Origin of the sequence: Microcoleus sp. S13_C3 (assembly GCF_036700905.1) — a bacterium.
In the GTDB taxonomy this organism is placed as follows: Bacteria; Cyanobacteriota; Cyanobacteriia; order Cyanobacteriales; family Microcoleaceae; genus Microcoleus.
Map to the genome: position 1 here is coordinate 1 of NZ_JAUBPT010000120.1, position 23,431 is coordinate 23,431.

Below are 23,431 nucleotides of genomic sequence, written 5' to 3' on the forward strand. Positions count from 1 at the left end.
TTGTTGATTTTGTAAATCAAATCTTGAGTGTTTACTTATCTTAACATGATTTGGTTTTTTTACGCCTACCTACTTAACTGTTACTCATTTCCTCATCCCAACAGCTTAGCGATCTCCTTCTCCGTAAACGGATTCTCATCCTTTTCCAGCTGATCAATCCAGCCTTGCCGCTGTTTTTTGCCCTCAGCCCAATCCGTGCTCTTGATAAACGCTTGAAAATCTGCGATCGCCCCTGCCTTATCCCCCATCCGCGCCCGGGCCACCCCACGACTATCTCGAAAGTCGCCATTGCCCGGTGCAAGTGCCACCGCCCTATCGCACGCCGAGATCACGGTCTTTGCCCCTTGGTGCAGCGCACCGTACCAACACAGCGTATTCCAAGACTTTGGAGAGATATTCCAGGTTGCGTCGAACTGCTTTGCTTTCAAGAAGGCATCCAGTGCTTCCTGAACTTTACCCTCTTGGACTAGGTTTTCCCCTTGGGCGATCGAACCGCCCGCAGCCCACTGTTTAACCTTGTCCTCTGGTGGCACCTCAATGCTGGGTGATAATTTATGGGCCTGTTGGAACGTCGCGATGGCTAGGCCCACATCGCCTTGCTCCGCGCTGGCTCGACCTCGATTGACTAAAAACTGGGCGTTTTCCGCATCGTTCCAGGCTAGCTTTTGACAGGTTTTCCCCGCCTCTTTCGCCACGGAGATCATTTCCGCATCCCCACCAAACTGCGTTTCCGGGGCGAGTAAAACGGGATGTAAAATTACTCGGTTGCACGCCATCTTCAGCCAATCTTGCCAAGTGCCAAGGCGCCAGAGACGAAGCGTGCGATCGTAACTGGCGCTGATAATGGTTTTACCGTCCGGGCTAAACGCAACTGACTTGACTTCCTTCGTATGTCCCTTGAGGGGCTGACCGATGGGTTGACCGGAGGTGTCCCACAGGCGAATTGTATGATCGGAACTACCGCTGGCAATGGTTTTGCCATCCGGGCTAAATTTCACCGAGTAGATTGAATTGGCGTGTCCTTTAAAGGGTTTACCGAGGGTTTTGCCAGAGCGATCCCACAGGCGAATTGTATTGTCCCCACTGCCACTGGCAATGGTTTTGCCATCCGGGCTAAATACCGCCGAGTAGACATCATCCTTATGCCCTTTGAAGGGTTGACCGATGGGATTGCCTGAAGTATCCCACAGGCGAATTGTATTGTCATAGCCACCGCTGACGATTGTTTTGCCGTCGGGGCTCCAGGCCACGGACTGGACCGCATCTTGATGTCCCTCAAAGGGTTGACCAATGGGATTGCCAGAGCGATCCCACAGGCGGAGGGTCCCGTCAATGCCACAACTGACAATGGTTTTACCATCGGGACTCCAGGCCACTGCCCGGAGCGCCTCTGTATGTCCTTTAAAGGGTTGACCGATGGGATTGCCAGAGCGATCCCACAGGCGAATTGTCTTGTCCTCGCTACCACTGACAATGGTTTTGCCGTCTGGACTCCATGCCACTGCCCGGACCTTATCTGTATGTCCTTTAAAGGGCTGACCGATGGGCTTGCCATTCGTGTCCCACAGGCGGAGCGTATTGTCCCAGCTACCACTGACAATGGTTTTGCCATCGGGGCTAACTGCCGCTGAGGATACTCCTTTGCCTTGCCCGGTGAAGGGTTGACCGAGGAGGTAGCCGTCCGTATCCGACAGACGAATCGTCCCCTTATCGTCGCTACTGAAAATGGTTTTGCCATCAGGACTCAATACCACGGACGAGACTGCACCCACGTGCCCGATGAGGGGATGACCCAGGAGAGGATTCCCCCCCAGATCCCAAAGAGAAATGGTTCCATCGAACCCCCCACTGACGATGACGCTACCCTTGGGACTAAATGCGAGTGACTGAATCCACGCACCCTCATGCCCTTTGAAGGGTTGAGTGATGAGTTTGCCCGATGTGTTCCACAAACGAATCAGCCCGTCATTGCTGCCACTGGCAATGGTTTTGCCATTGGGGCTCCAGGCCACTGACGCGACCTCATCCTCATGCCCCGTCCAAGGTTGACCAATGGGTTGACCCTGACGAGTCCACAAACGAACCGTTTTGTCCTTGCCGCCACTGACGATGGTTTTGCCATCGGGACTTAATGCCAGAGTGCGAATCCCACCCTTATGCCCTTTGAATGGTTTACCGACGGGCTTGCCATTCGTGTCCCACAGGCGAATCATCCCGTCCTCGCCGCTACTGACGAGCGTTTTGCCATCGGGGCTAAATCGGATTGACCAGACATCGCCTTGATGCCCTTTGAAGCGTTTGATGAGCTTACCAGAGATGTCCCATAAGCGAATCGTCCCGTCTGCATCGCCACTGACGAGCGTTTTGCCGTCGGGGCTCCAGGCCACAGAATTGAGGGCGGTTTTAAGCCCATTGGGCAACGGGTCGATCTGTTGACCGATGGGATAGCCAGAGGTATCCCACAGGCGAATCGTCCCGTCTTTACCCGCACTCGCGAGGATTTTGCCGTCTGGACTCAACGCTAATGAGTTGACTCCACCGGCTTGTCCCGTAAGGAGATTGCGCTCTCTGGCATCTCCAGCGGCATCGCGCAAGCTAGACTGCACCTGGGAAAACGTCTTCCGACGAACGTCTGGCGATGCAGATTCGCTTTCACCTGTGGCTTTAATCGCCAGAATGAGTGCCTCTAGGGGATCGGCATCGAGCAGCGATTGGACGCGGGCCGCATTCTCGTCTAACCTGGCAATTTTGGTTTGCTCTTCGGCAATCTTCGTTTGCTCTTGTGCGTCTAGCCACAGCTTTGTGGTAACAATAGTGGCAAGCGTCATAATCCCGATCGCACCCACAGCCGCTCCCGTTAATAGCATCTTACTTTTGCGTTTTTCGGCGCTACTTTTGGCTATATATGCCTTTTGTAACTCCGTCGCGACCGGCTGTTTCTTTTGTGATTGAATGTCTTTCAACCACACTTCGGCGATCGCCAACTCACTCCCGCGCAATAGTAGATCTTTCGTCTGATTTTTTTGCTGCCACTCCCAGGCCCGCTGAGACCATTTCGTATGATTCTGTAAGTGTTCTCTGTCTGTATCGAGGGTTCTGACCAATCGATTAAAATTGGCATTGAAATCCCCCTCGTTTTGATTGAAATCTATCCACTGGACTTTGGCTAACTCCGGATGCAACTCGGCTGAATTGACCTCGCGATGCAGCAGCGTCACAAACCGCTTGTTCAACTTGGCTGCATACTCCACTTCCATCCCGCAATAGGGTGAATTTACCGCTTGCGGGGACAGAATAAATAAGAAATTATCCGACGATTGGATGCCCTGCTCTATCTCTCGCGCAAAATCCGAACCCGAGGCAATACTTTCTTGGTCGAACCAGGTCGTTTTTCCCTGTAGTTGTAGTTCGTTATTGAGCTTTCTGGCTAAATCCGAATCGGCGCGAGAATAAGAAATAAAAACATCGAGGGACTCCAAGGGCGGTTGCCGCAAACTTTCAGAAATGAATTCTTCAATTAATGCTGTTGGGCGATACTGCGTCCGTTTCTGTCCTACCTTCAACCACGCCTCTGCACTTCGCAAGTTATAACCTCGCAGCAGAATACTCGGATTCTTATGCTGTCGCTCCCACTTCAAGGCTTGAGTTAGGAACACTTTATGCTCGTTATAATAAACTTCATCCTGATGTATAATCTTCAGCAATTGACTTTCATCGAGCAAGTAATCGTCTTCTTTTACGTTGTCGGTGAGGTCGATATACTGCACGCCCTGTAACGCCAAAGGGAGCGAGTCTACTGACGTTTCCCGCACGAGAACGGGGATAATTCGTTTCTGGAGCGATACGGCATACTCTAATTCTTTCCGAACGTACTCGGATTCTACAGAGTCGGGCGAGAGCAGATAGACCAAATTATCGGTTTGTTCGATGCCCCGATCGATCGCACTCTGAAAATCTTCTCCGGTTTGAATATCGGTTGTATTCGTCCAAACTGTCAAGCTTTCTCGCCTCAGACTGTTGCGAATTTTCTCCATTGTTTCCCGATCCCGCTCGGAATAAGAGATAAACACCTGAGTCATCAAGTTATTGCCATTCTTGATGCTTTCAGTAATGTATTCGCAATGCAAATCGGCGGGAAAACAAGGCGGTTGTTCATCTTTAAACCGGATTTTCAACCAAGATTCTGCTTGCTTTTTCTCGTCGCCAATTAACAACCATCGATTTTGTTTTTGCTGCCGCTCCCATTCTAAGGCTTTGGTTAAAAATTGCGTATGCTTTTCTACATAATCGCCGTGGCGGTTTAGTAATTCAAGTAATCCGGTTAAAGATTTATCGAAGTCATCAATTCCCTCTCGAAAATACACCCAGTTGATTTTGCCTATAGCCGGGTGCATATTGTTAAAACTTGAATGCAATCCTTTGGCTTTGTAGGCTTCCCACTCCTCGTCGGTTCCCTGGGGTTTTCTCTGCTGCCAAATCTCTCGATCGATCTGTTCGACGTGCAGTAAGGGAATTATCCGTTTATTGCGTCGAATCGCCAGTTCGATTTCCTTGCCGCAATAAGGCGAGTTGATCGAATGTGGTGCGATGATAAATAAGAAGTTGTTCGCTTTCTCGATGCCGTCGTCAATTTGATTTTGGAAATCGACTCCCAGGGGAATATCGTTTTGGTCGAACCAAATATTCAACCCTTGTTCTCGCAGGCTCTCGTATAACTTTCTGCCGAAAGCTAGACTATCTGCTCGTCCGTAAGAGATAAAAGCGTCAAAATTTGTTTTCATAGTCGATGAGTGATAACTGATAACTGATGACTGATAACTGTTCCCCCTGAACTCATTCCAACAACTTATATATCTCCTTCTCCGTAAACGGATTCTCACCCTTTTTCAGGGCATCAATCCAGCCTTGCCGCTGTTTTTTGCGATCGGGCGAATCCGTGGCCTGGATAAACGCTTGAAAATCTGCGATCGCCCCTGCCGTATCCCCCGTCAGCGCCCGGGCCACCCCACGACTATCTCGAACCTCGACATTGCTCGGTGCAACTGCCACCGCCGTATCGCACGCCGAGAGCACGGTCTTTGCCCCTCCGTGCAGCGCACCGTACCGACACAGCGTATTCCAAGAGTCTTGAGATATCTTCCAGGTTGCGTCGAACTGCTTTGCTCTCCAGAAGGCATCCAGCGCTTCCTGAACTTTACCCTCTTGGACTAGGTTCTCCCCTTTTTCAATCAAACCGCCCGCAGCCCACTGTTTAACCCTGTCCTCTGCTGGCACCTTAATGCTGGGCGATAATTTCTGGGCCTGTTGGAACGTCGCGATGGCTAGGCCCAAATCGCCTTGCCGCGCGCTCGCTCGACCTCGATTGACTAAAAACTGGGCGTTTTCCTCATTGTTCCAGGCCAGCTTTTGACAGGTTTCCCCCGCCTCCTTCGCCACGGAGAGCATTTCCGTATCCTTACCAAGCTGCGTTTCGGGCGCGACTAAAACGGGATGTAAAATTATTCGGTTGCACCCCATCTTCAGCCAATCTTGCCAAGTGCCAACGCGCCAGAGGCGAAGGGTGCGATCGTGACTGCCGCTGATAATGGTTTTACCGTCCGGGCTAAACGCAAGTGAACTGACTGGCTTCGTATGTCCCTTCAGGCGTTGACCGATGGGTTCACCGTTCATGTCCCACAAGCCAATCGTATTATCGTAACTACCGCTGGCAATGGTTTTGCCATCCGGGCTAAATTTCACGGAGAAGATTGAATTGGCGTGTCCTTGAAAGGGTTTACCGATGGGATTGCCTAAAGTATCCCACAGGCGAATTGTATTGTCCCGACTGCCGCTGGCAATGGTTTTGCCATCCGGGCTCCAGGCCACTGAATAGACCCCATCCTTATGCCCTTGGAAGGGTTGACCGATGGGATTGCCTGAAGTATCCCACAGGCGAATTTTCCCGCCATAGTCACCGCTGACGATTGTTTTGCCGTCCGGGCTCCAGGCCACGGACATGACCCACTTTGTGTGTCCCTCAAAGGGTTGACCGATCTGCTTACCTGAAGTATCCCACAGGCGAATTGTATTGTCATCGCTACCGCTGACAATGGTTTTACCATCGGGGCTCCAGGCCACTGCATCGACCGCATCTGTATGTCCTTTAAAGGGTTGACCGATGGGATTGCCCAAGCGATCCCACAGGCGGAGCGTCTTGTCATAGCTACCACTGACAATGGTTTTGCCGTCAGGACTCCATGCCACTGAAGAGACCGTATCTGTATGTCCTTTAAAGGGCTGACCGATGGGATTGCCGTCCGTTTTCCACAGGCGAATTGTATTGTCCTTGCTACCAGTGACAATGGTTTTGCCATCGGGGCTCCAGGCCGCTGAGTATACTCTTTTTTCGTGCCCGGTGAAGGGTTGACCGATCAGGTAGCCGTCTCTATCCCACAGACGAATCGTCCCCTTATCGTCGCTACTGAAAATGGTTTTGCCATCGGGACTCAATGCCACGGACGTGACTGCACCCACGTGCCCGATGAGGGGATGACCCAGGAGAGGATTCCCCCCCAGATCCCAAAGAGAAATGGTTCCATCCCACCCCCCACTAACGATGACCCTACCATTGAAACTAAATTCGACTGACCGAATCGGCGCACCCTCATGCCCTTTGAAGGGTTGAGCGATGGGTTTCCCCGAGGTGTTCCACAAACGAATCCACCCGTCTCCCCCACCACTGGCAATGGTTTTACCATCGGCGCTCCAGGCCACTGAAGAGACCTCCTCCTGATGCCCCGTCCAAGGTTGACCAATGAGTTGACCCTGACGAGTCCACAAACGAACTGTCTTGTCATCTCCACCACTGACGATGGTTTTGCCATCGGGACTTAATGCGATCGAGTTAATCCCACCCTTATGCCCTTGGAAGGGTTTACCGACGGGATTGCCATCCGTGTCCCACAGGCGAATTGTCCCGTCCGCGCCGCTACTGACGAGCGTTTTGCCATCGGGGCTAAATCGGATTGACGAGACACGGCCTTGATGCCCTTTGAAGCCTTGGTTGATGAGCTTACCAGAGATGTTCCACAAGCGAATCGTCCCCTCTGCATCGCCACTGACGATCTTTTTGCCGTCTGGGCTCCAGGCCACGGAATGGAGGGCGGGTGTAACCCCATTGGGTAACGGATCCATCGGTTGACCGATGGGATAGCCGTCCGTATCCCACAGGCGAATCATCCCGTCATCACCCGCACTCGCGAGGATTTTGCCGTCTGGACTCAACGCTAATGAGGCGACTGCCTGTGTGCTTGCTGTCAGGAGATTGCGCTCTCTGGCATCTCCGGCGGCATCGCGCAAGCTATACTGCACCTGGGAAAACGTCTTCTGGCGAACCTCGGGCGATGCAGCTTCGGTTTCACCTGTAGTTTTAATCGCCCGAATGAGTGCCTCTAGGGGATCGACATCGAGCAAAGTCTGCACGCGGCCAGCATTTTCCTTTAACTCGGCTATCTTCCTTAGCTCTTCCGCTTCTGTAGTTTTCTTTTGCGCCTCTATTGTCTTAAGTGTTGTGGCGATAGTGGCAAGTGTCATGAGCGAGAGCGCACCCACCACCGCTCCCCTTAATAGCATCTTATTTTTGCGTTTTTCTGTGCTACTTTCGGCTATATATGCCTTTTGTAACTCCGTCGCGACGGGCTGTTTCTTTTGGGTTTGAATGTCTTGCAACCAGGCTTCGGCGATCGTCAATTCACTCCCGCGCAATAGTAAATCTTTCGTCTGATTTTTTTGCTGCCACTCCAAGGCCCGCTGAGACCATTTCGTATGATTCTGTAAGTGTTCTCTGTCTGTATCCAGGGTTCTGACCAATTGATTAAAATTGGCATTGAAATCGCCATGGTTTTGATTGAAATCTATCCACTGAACTTTGGCTAACTCCGGATGCAAGTCGGCTGAATTGACCTCGCGATGCAGCAGCGTCACAAACCGCTTGTTCAACTTGGCGGCATGCTCCACTTCCATCGCGCAATAGGGTGAATTTACCGCTTGCGGGGACAGAATAAATAAGAAATTATCCGACGATTGGATTCCCTGCTCTATCTCTCGCGCAAAATCCGAGCCCGAGGCAATACTTTCTTGGTCGAACCAGGTCGTTTTTCCCTGTAGTTGTAGTTCGTTATTGAGCTTTCTGGCTAAATCCGAATCGGCGCGAGAATAAGAAATAAAAACATCGAGGGACTCCAAGGGCGGTTGCCGCAAACTTTCCGCAATGAATTCTTCTATTAATGCTGTTGGGCGATACTGCGATCGTTTCTGCCCTACCTTCAACCACGCCTCTGCACTTCGCAAGTTATAACCTCGCAGCAGAATACTCGGATTCTTATGTTGTCGCTCCCACTTCAAGGCTTGAGTTAGCAACACTTTATGCTCGTTATAATAAACTTCATCCTGATGTATAATCTTCAGCAATTGACTTTCATCGAGTAAGTAATCGTCTTCTTCTACGTTGTCGGTGAGGTCGATATACTGCACGCCCTGCAATGCTAAAGGTATCGACTCGGGTGGCGTTGATCGAACTAAAACGGGGATAATTCGCTTCTGCAGCGATAGGGCATAGTCTATTTCTTTCCGAACGTACTCTGATTGTACAGAGTCCGGCGAGAGTAGACAGACCAAATTATCGGTTTGTTCGATGCCCCGATCGATCGCACTCTGAAAATCTTCCCCGGTTTGAATATCGGTTGTATTCGTCCAAACTGTCAAGCTTTCTCGCCTCAGACTGTTGCGAATTTTCTCCATTGTTTCCCGATCCCGCTCGGAATAAGAGATAAACACCTGAGTCATCAAGTTATTGCCATTCTTGATGCTTTCAGTAATGTATTCGCAATGCAAGTCCGTCGGAAGACAAGGCGGCTGCTCTGAGTTAAAATGAATTTTTAACCAAGCTTCGGCTTGCTTTTTCTCGTCGCCCACTAACAGCCATCGATTTTGTTTTTGCTGCCGCTCCCATTCTAAGGCTTTGGTTAAAAATTGCGTATGCTTTTCTACATAATCGCCGTGGCGGTTTAGTAATTCAAGTAATCCGGTTAAAGATTTATCGAAGTCATCAATTCCCTCTCGAAAATACACCCAGTTGATTTTGCCTATAGCCGGGTGCATATTGTTAAAACTCGAATGCAATCCTTTGGCTTTGTAGGCTTCCCACTCCTCGTCGGTTCCCTGGGGTTTTCTCTGCTGCCAAATTTGTCGATCGATCTGTTCGACGTGCAGTAAGGGAATTATCCGTTTGTTGCGCCGAATTGCCAGTTCGATTTCTTTGCCACAATAAGGCGAGTTGATCGAATGCGGTGCGATGATAAATAAGAAGTTGTTCGCTTTTTCGATGCCGTCGTCTATTTGATTTTGGAAATCGACTCCCAGGGGAATATCGTTTTGGTCGAACCAAATATTCAACCCTTGTTCTCGCAGGCTCTCGTATAACTTTCTGCCGAAAGCTAGACTATCTGCTCGTCCGTAAGAGATAAAAGCGTCAAAATTTGTTTTCATGAGGAAGAGATAGGTAAATGGGGGCGTTGATGAATACAGGTATGAATTCAAGATTTCGGCATTGCTCTAAGTCCTGTTATGGTCAGGGCTGTTTCATTCTTGGTAGGGGCCGCGCCAAGAGTGCCGGCCCTTTTGGCCTGAAACCCCCATTAAATCATTGGTGGCGGGGGTAGGCACGGGGAGTAGGGGTAGCACTACCCCTACAAAAACCTCGTTTTTGGTGAGAATGAAACAGCCCTGCTGGTATGGTGAGTTTTGTAAGGCATCTTTCAAGTCAATTAAAGCGTTTTGGTAGACAAGGCTAGACAACAGGTTCATCCCAGGGAATTCAGGTTGCTTCTTGACGTGGTTAGTGAGAACTTTTTTGACTTCATCCAACAGTCAACAGTCAACAGCAAACCCGATCGTGGTCAACAACGAGGAATTTTAGAAAAGTATTTGGCTATTTACTCAAGCTCTAACAACCATTCAATTCACTGTTGACTGATAACTGATAACTGTTCCCCATCTCCTCATTCCAACAAATTAGCGAGCTCCTTCTCCGTAAACGGATTCTCACCCTTTTTCAGCTGATCAATCCAGCCTTGCCGCTGTTTTTTGCCCTCTGGCCAATCCGTGACCTTGATAAACGCTTGAAAATCTGCGATCGCCCCTGCCGTATCCCCCATCCGCGCCCGGGCCAGCCCACGACTATCTCGAAAGTCGCCGTTGCCCGGTGCAAGTGCCACCGCCCTATCGCACGCCGAGATCACCGTCTTTGCCCCTTGGTGCAGCGCACCGTACCAACACAGCGTATTCCAAGACTTTGGAGAGATATTCCAGGTTGCGTCGAACTGCTTTGCTTTCAAGAAGGCATCCAGTGCTTCCTGAACTTTACCCTCTTGGACTAGGTTTTCCCCTTGGGCGATCGAACCGCCCGCAGCCCACTGTTTAACCTTGTCCTCTGGTGGCACCTCAATGCTGGGTGATAATTTATGGGCCTGTTGGAACGTCGCGATGGCTAGGCCCACATCGCCTTGCTCCGCGCTGGCTCGACCTCGATTGAGTAAAAACTGGGCGTTTTCCTCATGGTTCCAGGCCAGCTTTTGACAGGTTTTCCCCGCCTCTTTCGCCACGGAGAGCATTTCCGCATCCCGCCCAAACAGCGTTTCCGGCGCGAGTAAAACGGGATGTAAAATTACTCGGTTGCACGCCATCTTCAGCCAATCTTGCCAAGTGCCAACGCGCCAGAGACGAAGGGTGCGATCGGTACTGCCGCTGATAATGGTTTTACCGTCCGGGCTAAACGCAACTGAAGTGACTGAACCTGCATGTCCCTTGAGAAACTGACCGATGCGTTGACCGGAGGTGTCCCACAAGCGAATGGTCTTATCGTAACTACCACTGGCAATGGTTTTACCATCCGGGCTAAATTTCACCGAGTAGATTGAATTGGTGTGTCCTTTGAAGGGTTGACCGATGGGATTGCCTAAAGTATCCCACAGGCGAATTGTATTGTCGCGACTACCACTGGCAATGGTTTTGCCATCCGGGCTCCAGGCCGCCGAGTAGACCGCATCCTTATGCCCTTTGAAGGGTTGACCGATGGGATTGCCTGAAGTATCCCACAGGCGAGGTTTCCCGCCAGAGCCACCGCTGATGATCGTTTTGCCGTCGGGGCTCCAGGCCACGGACATGACCCAATTTGTATGTCCCTCAAAGGGTTGACCGATGGGATTGCCAGAGCGATCCCACAGACGGAGCGTCTTGTCATCGCTACCACTGACAATGGTTTTACCATCGGGGCTCCATGCCACTGCCCCGACCGGGCCTTGATGTCCTTTAAAGGGTTGACCGATAGGATTGCCATTCGTATCCCATAGGCGGAGCGTCTTGTCCGCGCTACCACTGACAATGGTTTTGCCGTCTGGACTCCATGCCACTGAAAAGACCGTACCTTGATGTCCTTTAAAAGGCTGACCGATGGGATTGCCATTCGTGTCCCACAGGCGGAGCGTCTTGTCCGCGCTACCACTGACAATGGTTTTGCCATCGGGGCTAAATGCGGCTGAGTAGACTCCATAGTCGTGTCCGGTGAAGGGTTGACCGATGAGGTAGCCGCGACTATCCCACAGACGAATCATCCCCTTATCGTCGCTACTGAAAATGGTTTTGGCATCAGGGCTCAATGCCAAGGACGAGACTGCACCCACGTGCCCGATGAGGGGATGACCCAGGAGAGGATTTCCCCGAAGATTCCAAACAGAAATGGTTCCATCCGAGCCCCCACTGACGATGGCTCTACCCGTGGGACTAAATACGACTGACCCAATCGGCGCACCCTCCTGCCCTTTGAAGGGTTGAGTGATGAGTTTGCCCGATGTGTTCCACAAACGAATCAGCCCGTCATTGCTGCCACTGGCAATGGTTTTGCCATTGGGGCTAAACGCCACTGAGGCGACCTCATCCTCATGCCCCGTCCAAGGTTGACCAATGGGTTGACCCTGACGAGTCCACAAACGAACCGTTTTGTCCTTGCCGCCACTGACGATGGTTTTGCCATCGGGACTCAATGCCAGAGTGCGAATCCCACCCTTATGCCCTTTGAATGGTTTACCGACGGGCTTGCCATTCGTGTCCCACAGACGAATCATCCCGTCCTCGCCGCTACTGACGAGCGTTTTGCCATCGGGGCTAAATCGGATTGACCAGACATCGCCTTGATGCCCTTTGAAGCGTTTGATGAGCTTACCAGAGATGTCCCACAAGCGAATCGTCCCGTCTGCATCGCCACTGACGAGCGTTTTGCCGTCTGGGCTCCAGGTCACGGAATTGAGGGGGGTTTTAAGCCCATTGGGCAACGGGTCGAGCTGTTGATGGGTGGGATAGCCAGAGGTATTCCACAGGCCAATCGTCCCGTCTTTACCCGCACTCGCGAGGGTTTTGCCGTCTGGACTCAACGCTAATGAGTTGACTCCCAGTGCGTTTGCTGTCAGGAGATTGCGCTCTCTGGCATCTCCGGCGACATCGCGCAAGCTAGACTGCACCTTGGCCAACGTCTCCGGGCCAACCTCTGACGATGCAGATTCGCTTTCACCCGTGGCTTTAATCGCCAGAATGAGTGCCTCTAGGGGATCGGCATCAAGCAAAGTCTGCACGCGGCCAGCATTTTCCTCTAACTTGGCAATTGCAGTTTGCTTTTTCGCCTCTATTGTCCCAAGTGCTGTGGCAATAGTGGCAAGTGTCATGATCGAGAGCGCACCCACGACCGCTCCCCTTAATAGCATCTTATTTTTGCGTTTTTCTGTGCTACTTTCGGCTATATATGCCTTTTGTAACTCGGTCGCGACGGGCTGTTTCTTTTGGGTTTGAATGTCTTTCAACCAGGCTTCGGCAATGGCTAATTCACTCCCGCGCAATAGTAGATCTTTCGTCTTATTTTTTTGCTGCCACTCCAACGCCCGCTGAGACCATTTCGTATGATTCTGTAAGTGTTCTCTGTCGGTATCGAGGGTTCTGACCAATTGATTAAAATTGGCATTAAAATCCCCCTCGTTTTGATTGAAATCTATCCACTGGACTTTGGCTAACTCCGGATGCAAGTCTGCTGAATTGACCGAGCGATGCAGCAGCGTCACAAACCGCTTGTTCAACTTGGCGGCATACTCCACTTCCATCCCGCAATAGGGTGAATTTACCGATTGCGGGGAAAGAATAAATAAGAAATTATCTGACGATTGGATTCCCTGCTCTATCTCTCGCGCAAAATCCGAGCCCGATGCAATACTTTCTTGGTCGAACCAGGTCGTTTTTCCCTGTAGTTGCAGTTCGTTATTGAGCTTTCTGGCTAAATCCGAATCGGCGCGAGAATAAGAAATAAAAACATCGAGGGACTCCAAGGGCGGTTGTCGCAAACTTTCAGCAATGAATTCTTCAATTAATTCTGTTGGGCGATGCTGCGTCCGTTTCTGTCCTACCTTCAACCACGCCTCTGCACTTCGCAAGTTATAACCTCGCAGCAGAATACTCGGATTCTTATGTTGTCGCTCCCACTTCAAGGCTTGAGTTAGGAACACTTTATGCTCGTTATAGTAAACTTCATCCTGATGTATAATCTTCAGCAATTGACTTTCATCGAGTACGTAATCGTCTTCTTCTACGTTGTCGGTGAGGTCGATATACTGCACGCCCTGCAATGCCAAAGGGAGCGAGTCGGGTGGCGTTGATCGAACTAAAACAGGGATAATTCGCTTCTGGAGCAATACGGCATACTCTATTTCTTTCCGAACGTACTCGGATTCTACAGAGTCGGGCGAGAGCAGATAGACCAAATTATCGGTTTGTTCGATGCCCCGATCGATCGCACTCTGAAAATCTTCTCCGGTTTGAATATCGGTTGTATTCGTCCAAACTGTCAAGCTTTCTCGCCTCAGACTGTTGCGAATTTTCTCCATTGTTTCCCGATCCCGCTCGGAATAAGAGATAAACACCTGAGTCATCAAGTTATTGCCATTCTTGATGCTTTCAGTAATGTATTCGCAATGCAAATCCGTCGGAACGCAAGGCGGCTGCTGCTCGTTAAAATGAATTTTTAACCAAGATTCTGCTTGCTTTTTCTCGTCGCCAACTAACAGCCATCGATTTTGTTTTTGCTGCCGTTCCCACTCTAAGGCTTTGGTTAAAAATTGCGTATGCTTTTCTACATACTCGGCGTGGCGGTTTAATAATTCAAGTAATCCGGTTAAAGATTTATCGAAGTCATCAATTCCCTCGCGAAAATACACCCAGTTGATTTTGCCTATAGCCGGGTGCATATTGTTAAAACTCGAATGCAATCCTTTGGCTTTGTAGGCTTCCCACTCCTCGTCGGTTCCCTGGGGTTTTCGCTGTTGCCAAAGGTCTCGATCGATCTGTTCGACGTGCAGTAAGGGAATTATCCGTTTGTTGCGCCGAATCGCCAGTTCGATTTCTTTGCCACAATAAGGCGAGTTGATCGAATGTGGTGCGATGATAAATAAAAAGTTGTTCGCTTTCTCGATGCCGTCGTCTATTTGATTTTGGAAATCAACTCCCAGGGGAATATCGTTTTGGTCGAACCAAATATTCAACCCTTGTTCTTTCAATCCATCATATAACTTTCTGCCGAAAGCTAGACTATCTGCTCGTCCGTAAGAGATAAAAGCGTCAAAAATTGTTTTCATGAGGAAGGGATAGGTAGATGCGGAATAGGAAATCGGGAAATTTCCATCATGGAATTAAAACATTTTAGAGAGCGCGAATGGTAGACAGCCACACCGCACAACCTCACGCGATCGGATTGGATGGGACTCGAACAAAATCAGGCACTGCTGAATCAAAGTATGATTTTTCCTGTAGGAGTAATTCTAAGTGCTTACCCCGTCAGCGGTGAGGCAACCAGGGGGGGATTGAGCCTACAAATTTCCTACTCTATTCAGCAAGACCCATTGTCCGCGTTGCTGAATACAGGTATGAATTCAAGATTTCGGCATTGCTCTAAGCCCTGCGAGGGTGATTTTTGTAAGGCTCTGGTGAGTTTTAGGTAATCGTAAAAATAAAACTTCCCGTGGGAAAGGCCCGAAAGCCTGTGTGAGCGAGACGCTCACACTACCGTTTCCACCACCAATTGAGAACAGCCAATTTATTCGCCTACTAGAGAGTTGCTGACGAGAATATTGATGCCCTATGGCTTTTTGATTAAGTGCGATCCACAAACACACCATACCATAGATAGATGACAAAGCAATCATTATTTAGAATCCGGGCAAGCGTCAATCAGTGGGAAAAGTAAACACTGTATGGCTTCACGGGGCGACAACCCCGTCAAATTCCGGATCTTCCCAAAAATCGGTGTAGCAGATGGCACACTGGCGGTAAACTGCCAGTAAAAATTGCTAAAGCCCCGGCTCTGGTGAGTTTTAGCGGATAATAAAAATAAAACTTCCCGTGGGAAAGGCCCGAAAGCCGGAGTGAGGCAGAGGGTGACACTACCGTTTTCACCAGAAATCCTGAAAAGCCTTTTGTAACATCAAGCGAAAATTTGATTCATACCCTGAATCCACAACGCCACATTTTCTATGTATTCTCGACTATAAAATCACGGCTAAGGCTCGCCCAAATCTGCTCACGGACAACTAAAGTGAATAGATTCCTTTCGGCTTCATACCAATTGCTAATTATCTTTTTATAGCCCATTAACTCTCATTTAATAAAGGGGGGAAGTGACCAAAATATGTGAGTCTCGATCGCTTGGGTGTCTCTCACCATGAAACGACAAATTCCACATACTTGTTTGAGCGCTATATGAAAGGTTTCCAAGCCACAATGAACCTCGTGAATTGTGATAAATTCACTTCTGGTTATCTCTTTGAGCTTTTCCCGATCTAGCAGATATAAAATATAATGTCTAGAGTCTGCTTTTTTAAAGTCTTTCCTCAACAGCTTTATAAATTCAAATTCTTTTAGATGAGACTACTCCTTCCTCGGTCATCTCTAAAAAAAATGCTTACTTGGAAATACTTGGGCTGCTCATTTGAGACAATGACAATTCTGTTGTTTTCAATCCCGAATATAAAACCCTGTTTCTGGTTGATTATAAACTTTAAGTTTTCTCCTCCTGAATACCAACTATCTCCCGTTACTATTCTTTGTTTCACTTCCCCTTCTCTAATTTTTCTCACTATCTAAAATATTTTTTTTCTGGCGGTGTCGAGGTTTTAGTTATTTTTCTGACTGTCCGATACCCATTAGTAGATGTTCCCTCTTTATCAATGCACTACTTGGTTATATTATCAATGCGTAAGTCCTAGATTCAACAAATTTGTGGGTCGAAATTAGAATTGAGTGATGCACCATGCGACAGTGTTCCCCCTCTAGAGTTGGGCTGCCTTTAACCAGCAAAACTTCATAGCCCTCTTCTGTCACTCTCTCGCAGAGCAATCTCTAGAAGCTTTATCAGTCAATCAATACCAGCTATCCTATTACAAAAACTTGGTTGTTGTATTTGTTATCATCAAAAAATATTGCGCTCGCTTCCTATACAAAAGCTCTAGAATTGAGAAATGACAAAAGTTTCCCGGCGTTGCGGATTCACGGTATGAATCAACTTTTCGCTTGATGTTACAAAAGGCTTTTCAGGATTTCTGGTGAAAACGGTAGTGTCAGCCTCTGCCTCACTCCGGCTTTCGGGATTTTCCCACGGGAAGTTTTATTTTTATTACCGGCTAAAACTCAGGAAAGCCGGGGCTTTAGCAATCCTTACTGGCAGTTTACCGCCAGTGTGCCATCTGCTACACCGATTTTTGGGAAGATCCGAAATCTGACGGGGTTGTCACCCCGTGAACCCATACAGTGTTTACTTTTCCAACTGCTTGACACTTGCCGTGATGATAAATAATGATTGCTTTGTCATCTATCTATGGTAGGATGTGTTTGTCCAATAAAACCTACCCAAGAAGCTATAGGGCATCAATATTGTCGTCAGCAACTCTATACAACTCTATAGTAGACGAATAAATTGGCTGTTCTCAATTGGTGGTGGAAACGGTAGTGGGAGCCTCTGGCTCACACAGGCTTTCGGGCCTTTCCCACGGGAAGTTTTATGTTTACTATCATCTAAAACTCACCAGAGCCTTACAACACTCACCCTCAAGCGGGCTTATAGCAATGCAGAAATCTTGAATTCATACCTGTATTCAGCAACGCCAGTTTTCCGAGAGTGACAGAAAAGGGATAGTTCAGAGGATTCCCGTCGTTGGTCATCAGTCGAACTAACCAAGCGCTTGCGCTATCGAACTGCTGCCTCGTGAGATAAAGGGGGTGAACAACTCGGATTTAGCAGCCACGATGCGAATCTAAACAATATAGTGCATCTACACAGAAGTCCACATGGCGAAAAAGACCTCGTATTACGACTACCTGCGCCAAGAAATGACGGATATGGTCGAGCAACTGGAGCTACCAGATCTTTGCAAACAGTCGCTGAAAAGTCGCTGGCTCGATCAAGTCGTTTGGGCGGATAAGAAAGCCGAAGAATGCCGTCGCTGGCACTATCGCTTGCGCCTGACGGCGATCGTCGGTGGTGTACTGTTGCCTGCCGTAGTTGGAATTAACTTTCAACTGGGCAAAGATAATGAATACTTTCGCTTTTGGTTTCCTTACGTCCCGTTTGTCTTGAGCCAAATTATCGCAGTCAGTGCGGCAGCAGAAGAATTTATGCGCTTTGGCGATCGCTGGCGCGAGTACCGGCAACTAGCCGAAGAGCTCAAAGCAGAAGGCTGGGAATACCTGCAATTGAGTGGCCCCTATCGCTACAAAACCCTCGAAGAAGACGATACTCCGCCTCCCCTGTCGCGCAGTCGGATGTCCGAAGTCAGCGTAGAAGACTGGAAAGCCCTCAAACCTCGCACCGAGAACAAAGAATCTACAACCCACCAAGATGTCTATACGCTGTTTGCAGGTCGAGTCGAAAGCTTGATTAAGAATGACGTACAAAACTATATCACGGCGTTGCAGCAAAAACAGGCTAAGGAGCAAGAGCAAATCAAGCAAATCCTGAAAACCGTCGAGAATGTTTCCACCGATAAAACCTTGTTTGCAAGACCCACTCCTGCCCCTCAACAGCCGTCTTACGGGGCTGCCAACCAGCCTAACAATGGCTATGGAGCAATGGGAATCCCAGCGCAACCTGCGGCTTTCAACGCTCCAGGGCAACCCTCGATCGCACCAGTCCCCCCTCAGAATACCCCGATGCCGCAAACCGCGTGGGCCCAACCTCCCGCCGCCTTTGCACCCCCACCCCCACCGAGTGCCCCAATGCCTCAGCCGACTGTTGCCCAGCCTCCTACCGGGTTTGCGCCTCCACCGGCACCGACACAAATGGCTTTTGCCCAGCCTCCTGCGGCGTTTGCAGCAGCCCCCTCTGCTAGCGCTCCAGTGCAGCAAACCGCGAGCGCCGACCTGAATGCTCGCATCCTCGCCTCCACCCTCAAGCTGCGGGGAATGTCTACGGCCGAGGGCCCTGATGGCGGCAACAACGCCTGCGCGTGGACGGTCAACAAAGTCATTCAGGATGCAAGCCTCACCCCACTGGGCGCCAATCCCAATTACGTTCCCGCAGTCCTGGAGGCGCTCAAACAAGGGCGAGGACAACTGGTGCCGAGAGAATCGGCGAAAGCGGGCGATTTGGTGGTTGCGGATGGAGAAGCACACATTGGGATTGGACTGACCGATGGTTGCAGTCGAGTCCTCTCCAACTCATCTTCTAGAGCTTGCTTTGTGTGGGAAAGCGATACGGATTTTGACGGCTCCTATGGTGGAAAGAGTACCATTTACCGCCTGAAAACTTAAAAGTTGAAAGTTGAAAGTAGGGGCGCACGACCGTGCGGGCCTACGTTGAGAGTTAATCATGCTGACTGGATTGAGTATCCGAAATCCGGGAGTGAATGCCTCCTCCAAAAATTAAGCTCTTGACAGTCCGTCTCTAGCTATTATTTTCTGAGGAGCCTGTCGATCAACCTAAAAGATGGGTCGCAGATGCGGATTTGGCCTAACCTCAGATGTATCCCAGCCCTCTACCCTCTAACAGGACATCCCGATGGCTAAGAAAAAGACCTACGAACAATACCTGCGCGAAGAGTTGGGAAGCTTAGTCGAACAGTTGAAACTCCCCAACCTCTACAAACAGTCGCTCAAACAGCGCTGGATCGATCAGGTAGTGTGGGCGGATAAAAAAGCAGATCAGTGCCGCCGGATGCACTACCGATTGCGTCTGACGACGATTATTAGCGGGGTGGTGCTGCCTGCTCTGGTGGGGATTAATATGCAACTGTCTAAAGATAATGAATACTTTCGGGATTGGTTTCCTTACGTCCCCTTTTTCGTAAGTCAGGTGGTTGCCGTCAGTGCGGCGCTAGATGAGTTTCATCGCTATGGCGATCGCTGGCGAGATTATCGCAAAATGGCAGAAGACCTCAAGGCTGAAGGCTGGCAGTATGTGCAATTGAGTGGTTCCTACGACAACCTGGTCGACCATATCGACGGTTATGCGAACTTTGCCACCCGGGTCGAAAGTATCATCAAGAACGACGTACAAAACTACATCGCGACGTTGCAGCAGCAGCAAGCCAAAGAAAACGAGCAAATCAAGCAAATTCTTAAGACAGCCAACACTGTCGCCACCGATAAAACCCTGTTCGATCGACCCGAACCCGTCCGGCCCCCCCAACAGCAACAGCAACAGCTTTGGGGGAATCCGGCTCCGGCCTTTCCTGCCCCTGGGGCTGCGGGCATTCTCCAAGTTCGCCAGAATACCGAATTCAAGCTCAGTCCCCAACATTCATCATTGTTGCCCGATAACTATAAGATTTTTGTCGGTGGTGGCAACAGCTTTGGCTTGATGTCGTATGCTCAAGCTGAGAACAATCACCTGCAAGTGGCGATCGATCGCGGACTCGGCCCTGAAAACCGCAACGTCTGGTTTGTCAGCGCACCGGATGTCGCGATCGTCGGCAATACCGGGTCTAGTGCCGCCAATCTCATGGCGACCCATGCTGCGCCAGCACCGATGATGGCAGCAACGGCCGCCACTCCAAGCCCGATGATGGCGACCTCTGCTGCTCCAGCACCGATGATGGGTGCAACGGCCTCCGCCCCAAGCCCGATGATGAGCGCTCCTCCCCCCGCGCCCACTGCTCCCCTGGCTCCCTCTGCCCCAGCGGCAAGCAACGGGGCAAGCAACGGGGCAATTCAACTGCCCGTTCCCTTTTTCTCCCAACGAGACAATCTCCAGCAAGCCGACCGAACTTGTAATACCTCCAGTTGTGCGATGGTGGCTAAGTTCCTGGGTGCAAACATTTCCGGGGATGACGACTACTTCCAGTACGTGATTAAGTATGGCGATACCACCGACCATACCGCCCAAACTCAGGCCCTGGCAGAACTGAAAATTCAATCGACCTGGAATACCGCTCTCGATTTTGACGATCTGGATAAATCCCTAGCCAGTGGACTGCCTGCTGTCATTGGTATTCTGCATCGCGGGCCGCAGTCCGGGCCTACAGGTGGCGGGCATATGATTGTGGCGATCGGTCGCAACGCAGACGGCGATTACATTATCAACGATCCGTATGGCAACTTGTTGGACGGCTACGCTTCTAAAGAGGGTGGCGGATTGATCTATTCTCGCCAGGAATTGAGCCGTCGCTGGACGGTAGAGGGTCCGAAAACCGGCTGGGGACGGCTGTTTTACGGCAATAACCCACCGGGTACATCCGCTCAAAACGCGCCCGCTCAAACTGCAAATGCTCAAACTGCACCTGCCCAAACGGCTCAAACTCTCTTCGCCTCTGGTACGGCTACGGCTGCGAGTCCGACGGCAAGCGCTCAATATATGACGGGCGAGCAACTGATTCAGATTGCCGGATCGAATGCACCGAGCGAGCGCCTGCGCCAACTGGCTTCCAGCCTCAACGACGTTCTTAATTACTATCAGATTAATACGCCCCTGCGGATCTGCCATTTCATCGCTCAGGTGGCTCACGAGTCGGACTGTTTCAATGCGATGGAAGAATATGCTTCTGGTGAAGACTACGAGGGACGGGACGATTTGGGCAACACCCAACCGGGCGACGGTGTACGCTTTAAGGGACGGGGGTTAATGCAACTGACCGGAAGAGCGAACTATGCGGATTTTTCTAAGGCAATGAATCAGGATTTTATTGCTCAACCCCAACTCGTCGGACAGATTCCGTTTGCCATTTGGGTCGCAGGCTGGTACTGGGATACCCGACACCTCAACGAGTATGCCGATCGAGATGACCTCGAAGGAGTCACCCTCCGGGTGAATGGGGGTTACAACGGCCTCGAAGATCGCCGGGACTATTTGCAAAAAGCGAAGTCGGTGCTGCGTGCCTAACTGGCGATCGGTAATACCATTTTTTTAAAGATGTGATAGAGATAAAGAATGTAAAATCCACGACCATCCGGTAAGAAAACCAATGACACGATCGGTGAAAGATGCCAAAATTTCCTGGACTTTTGTGCGGAGTTCGTCAAGATTACTAAACACTGACCAAGCTAAAAAATCTTTCTGATATTCCCACACTCTTTCTGTCGGATTTACTTCAGGACTTGCCGGAGGCTGAAATAGTAAAATAACATTGTCTGGTAATTCAGATGAGTCCAACTTATGAGAGTCGTGCGTTATCAACTTGAATGATGTGTAATTGCTCAGGATATTGTATTGACAAAAGTTGTAAATATGCTCCAAAACAAACTTTGTCTAAATGGGAAAACTCCCAAAAAAAACTTTTTCCAGTAGGGATCGATACTGCCCCATACAGCCCATTTGTGACAAGTTAAGAAAAAGTGCAAATTGTCAAGGGGGTAGACCACAAAAGGTAAAATAGGATGAAACCTTTACGGGTCAAGCAGTTGAGCCATAGTTGAACCAGTTATGATTCGCAAAAAAAGAATTAACCGAGATCATGCAAAGAAAAAAAATAGTCCCCAAATAGAAAATGAAGCGATTGCGAATCACCTGGAAGATTTATTAATTCCAGCAATGGCGGCTCAAAAAACTTTTTATCGCAAACTAAATTTAAGAGATGGGATTCTGACACTACCATTAATGATGGCAGCAATCCGCCAGTCTTTTATGGCGAAATGTAGCAGGAGTAACAGAATTAACTAGATTATTAAATAGAGAAGGATTTTTATGCAGGGTAAACGCATCTAAATTAATTTGACAAACACCTAAATTTGTGCATTACTAAATAACTAAAAAAAACTTTTAAAAATCATTAACTTTAACCACATTTAAGCAAATTAAATCAGAACCTTAAGATTTTCTAAACTTCTTAAAGCCGGATAATTTTCCTTCTTAGATAGGTGTTAGATTTCGAGCATTAACTGGCAGAGTTTAAAATTTGCACTAAATAATTATTGTCCATTGCCGCTCGATACCGTTTCATTTTTAGACGTTGTTTGGAAGTTTTTTCTTGTTTTAGTAAATTTATAGCCAAGCGACGTAGAAGTGCAAAATTTTCGGGAGAGTTCTGTTTCCGAATCCGGCTTTCATCTTCACAAAATGTCTGTCACATCCAGCGTCCAGTGTAAGCTATTTTCAATGCCCCAATGACGGAGGATAGCCCCAGCAATTATCTCAGCATTACTGCTTAAACTACTCAAATAAAAACGAGCTTCAGTCGTGGTTTTCTTCCACAGCCTTCGTTCACTAACTATCATGACAACTGTTTTTAATCCCGTCCATAATTCTTGATTGTGCATAGGTGGTAACTCGGATACATCAACAGTCCCAACTTGTCTTTTTTCCACTCGATGATGTCCAGCTTCTACTTGCTCATGCCGGACTGTAGTCTCTGCCTAAATAGTCTGATTTTTTAGCTACTTCAAACCACTCTTTCACAGCTTGATAGAGCAGTTTTTGATTCCCTTTTAAAGCTAAAACATAATCTCCTTTTTTCTTAATAATCAGAGATGTTATATTTTTTTGACAGCAAGCGAGCATCTATAGTTATTACACTTCCGGCAATTTTTAACATTTCTATTAATTCCGGAATCGCTGTCAGTTCATTGGATTTTTTATCGACTTTTTTTTGTCCTAAAACCAATTGATGAGATGAAGACCAGGCGGTAACTATATGTAGCGCTTTTGGCTGGTCATTTCGGTGATAAGATTGTTTCATTGTTTTGCCATCAATGGCAATCACGTTTAGTTCTAATTCCCCGACTATGGCATTTACCCAACTCAAAAAGCATTCTTGAAACTGTTGTGGTTCAATGAGGGCAAATACCCGACTAAATGTGTCATTAGATGGTATGCCATTCGGTAATTCTAGAAAGCTTTTTAACCATTCATATTTGGCATTACCATAGGCTTCTATTGCCA

Annotated in this window: 8 protein-coding genes and 2 pseudogenes; 3 read left to right on the top strand and 7 right to left on the bottom strand. The window is 49.1% G+C overall.

Going from position 1 to position 23,431, the window contains the following annotated elements:
• Positions 1-92 precede the first annotated feature (92 nt).
• From QUA16_RS26275 to QUA16_RS26290, 4 genes and pseudogenes are all read right to left on the bottom strand, one after another.
• Entirely contained in the window at positions 93-4,781 is a 4,689-nt protein-coding gene (locus QUA16_RS26275; RefSeq protein WP_333107225.1) for a TIR domain-containing protein, read from the bottom strand.
• Between the two features lie 52 nt (positions 4,782-4,833).
• The gene (locus QUA16_RS26280) at positions 4,834-9,525 is read right to left on the bottom strand and encodes a TIR domain-containing protein (protein WP_333107226.1); all 4,692 of its coding nucleotides are present in this window, start codon (positions 9,523-9,525) and stop codon (positions 4,834-4,836) included.
• A 512-nt stretch (positions 9,526-10,037) separates the two neighbouring features.
• Positions 10,038-14,705 (bottom strand): TIR domain-containing protein, encoded by a 4,668-nt coding sequence (locus tag QUA16_RS26285; protein WP_333107227.1) that lies wholly within the window; start codon positions 14,703-14,705, stop codon positions 10,038-10,040.
• Positions 14,706-15,597: 892 nt separating this feature from the next.
• Positions 15,598-16,178 (bottom strand): annotated as a pseudogene (locus QUA16_RS26290) (transposase); the annotation flags it as partial.
• Between the two features lie 1,231 nt (positions 16,179-17,409).
• Here QUA16_RS26290 and QUA16_RS26295 point away from each other — a divergent pair.
• Both QUA16_RS26295 and QUA16_RS26300 read left to right on the top strand, forming a co-directional pair.
• Complete coding sequence (locus QUA16_RS26295) at positions 17,410-18,870, top strand: DUF4231 domain-containing protein (protein WP_333107228.1); 1,461 nt, start codon at positions 17,410-17,412, stop codon at positions 18,868-18,870.
• A 247-nt stretch (positions 18,871-19,117) separates the two neighbouring features.
• Complete coding sequence (locus QUA16_RS26300; protein WP_333107229.1) at positions 19,118-21,436, top strand: DUF4231 domain-containing protein; 2,319 nt, start codon at positions 19,118-19,120, stop codon at positions 21,434-21,436.
• 24 nt (positions 21,437-21,460) lie between these two features.
• On the opposite strand, the gene QUA16_RS26305 is transcribed toward QUA16_RS26300, so the two are convergent.
• Complete coding sequence (locus tag QUA16_RS26305; RefSeq protein ID WP_333181454.1) at positions 21,461-21,730, bottom strand: hypothetical protein; 270 nt, start codon at positions 21,728-21,730, stop codon at positions 21,461-21,463.
• A gap of 246 nt (positions 21,731-21,976) precedes the next feature.
• Between QUA16_RS26305 and QUA16_RS26310 the strand changes: the two are divergent.
• Positions 21,977-22,244 (top strand): annotated as a pseudogene (locus QUA16_RS26310) (hypothetical protein); the annotation flags it as partial.
• 358 nt (positions 22,245-22,602) lie between these two features.
• Here the strand turns inward: QUA16_RS26310 and QUA16_RS26315 are convergent.
• Together QUA16_RS26315 and QUA16_RS26320 are read right to left on the bottom strand one after the other, a co-directional pair.
• Positions 22,603-22,857 carry an ISAs1 family transposase gene (locus QUA16_RS26315; protein WP_333107232.1) on the bottom strand — a complete coding sequence of 85 codons (255 nt, stop codon included), beginning with the start codon at positions 22,855-22,857 and terminating at the stop codon, positions 22,603-22,605.
• A gap of 149 nt (positions 22,858-23,006) precedes the next feature.
• On the bottom strand, positions 23,007-23,431 hold a 425-nt coding region (locus tag QUA16_RS26320), incomplete at its 5' end, for an ISAs1 family transposase (protein ID WP_333107233.1).

Excerpts from the sequence above, each read along its gene's own strand:
- QUA16_RS26285 (WP_333107227.1), bottom strand. The coding sequence starts at position 14,705 with ATGAAAACAATTTTTGACGCTTTTATCTCTTACGGACGAGCAGATAGT.
- QUA16_RS26280 (WP_333107226.1), bottom strand. The coding sequence starts at position 9,525 with ATGAAAACAAATTTTGACGCTTTTATCTCTTACGGACGAGCAGATAGT.
- QUA16_RS26275 (WP_333107225.1), bottom strand. The coding sequence starts at position 4,781 with ATGAAAACAAATTTTGACGCTTTTATCTCTTACGGACGAGCAGATAGT.
- QUA16_RS26300 (WP_333107229.1), top strand. The coding sequence starts at position 19,118 with ATGGCTAAGAAAAAGACCTACGAACAATACCTGCGCGAAGAGTTGGGA.
- QUA16_RS26295 (WP_333107228.1), top strand. The coding sequence starts at position 17,410 with ATGGCGAAAAAGACCTCGTATTACGACTACCTGCGCCAAGAAATGACG.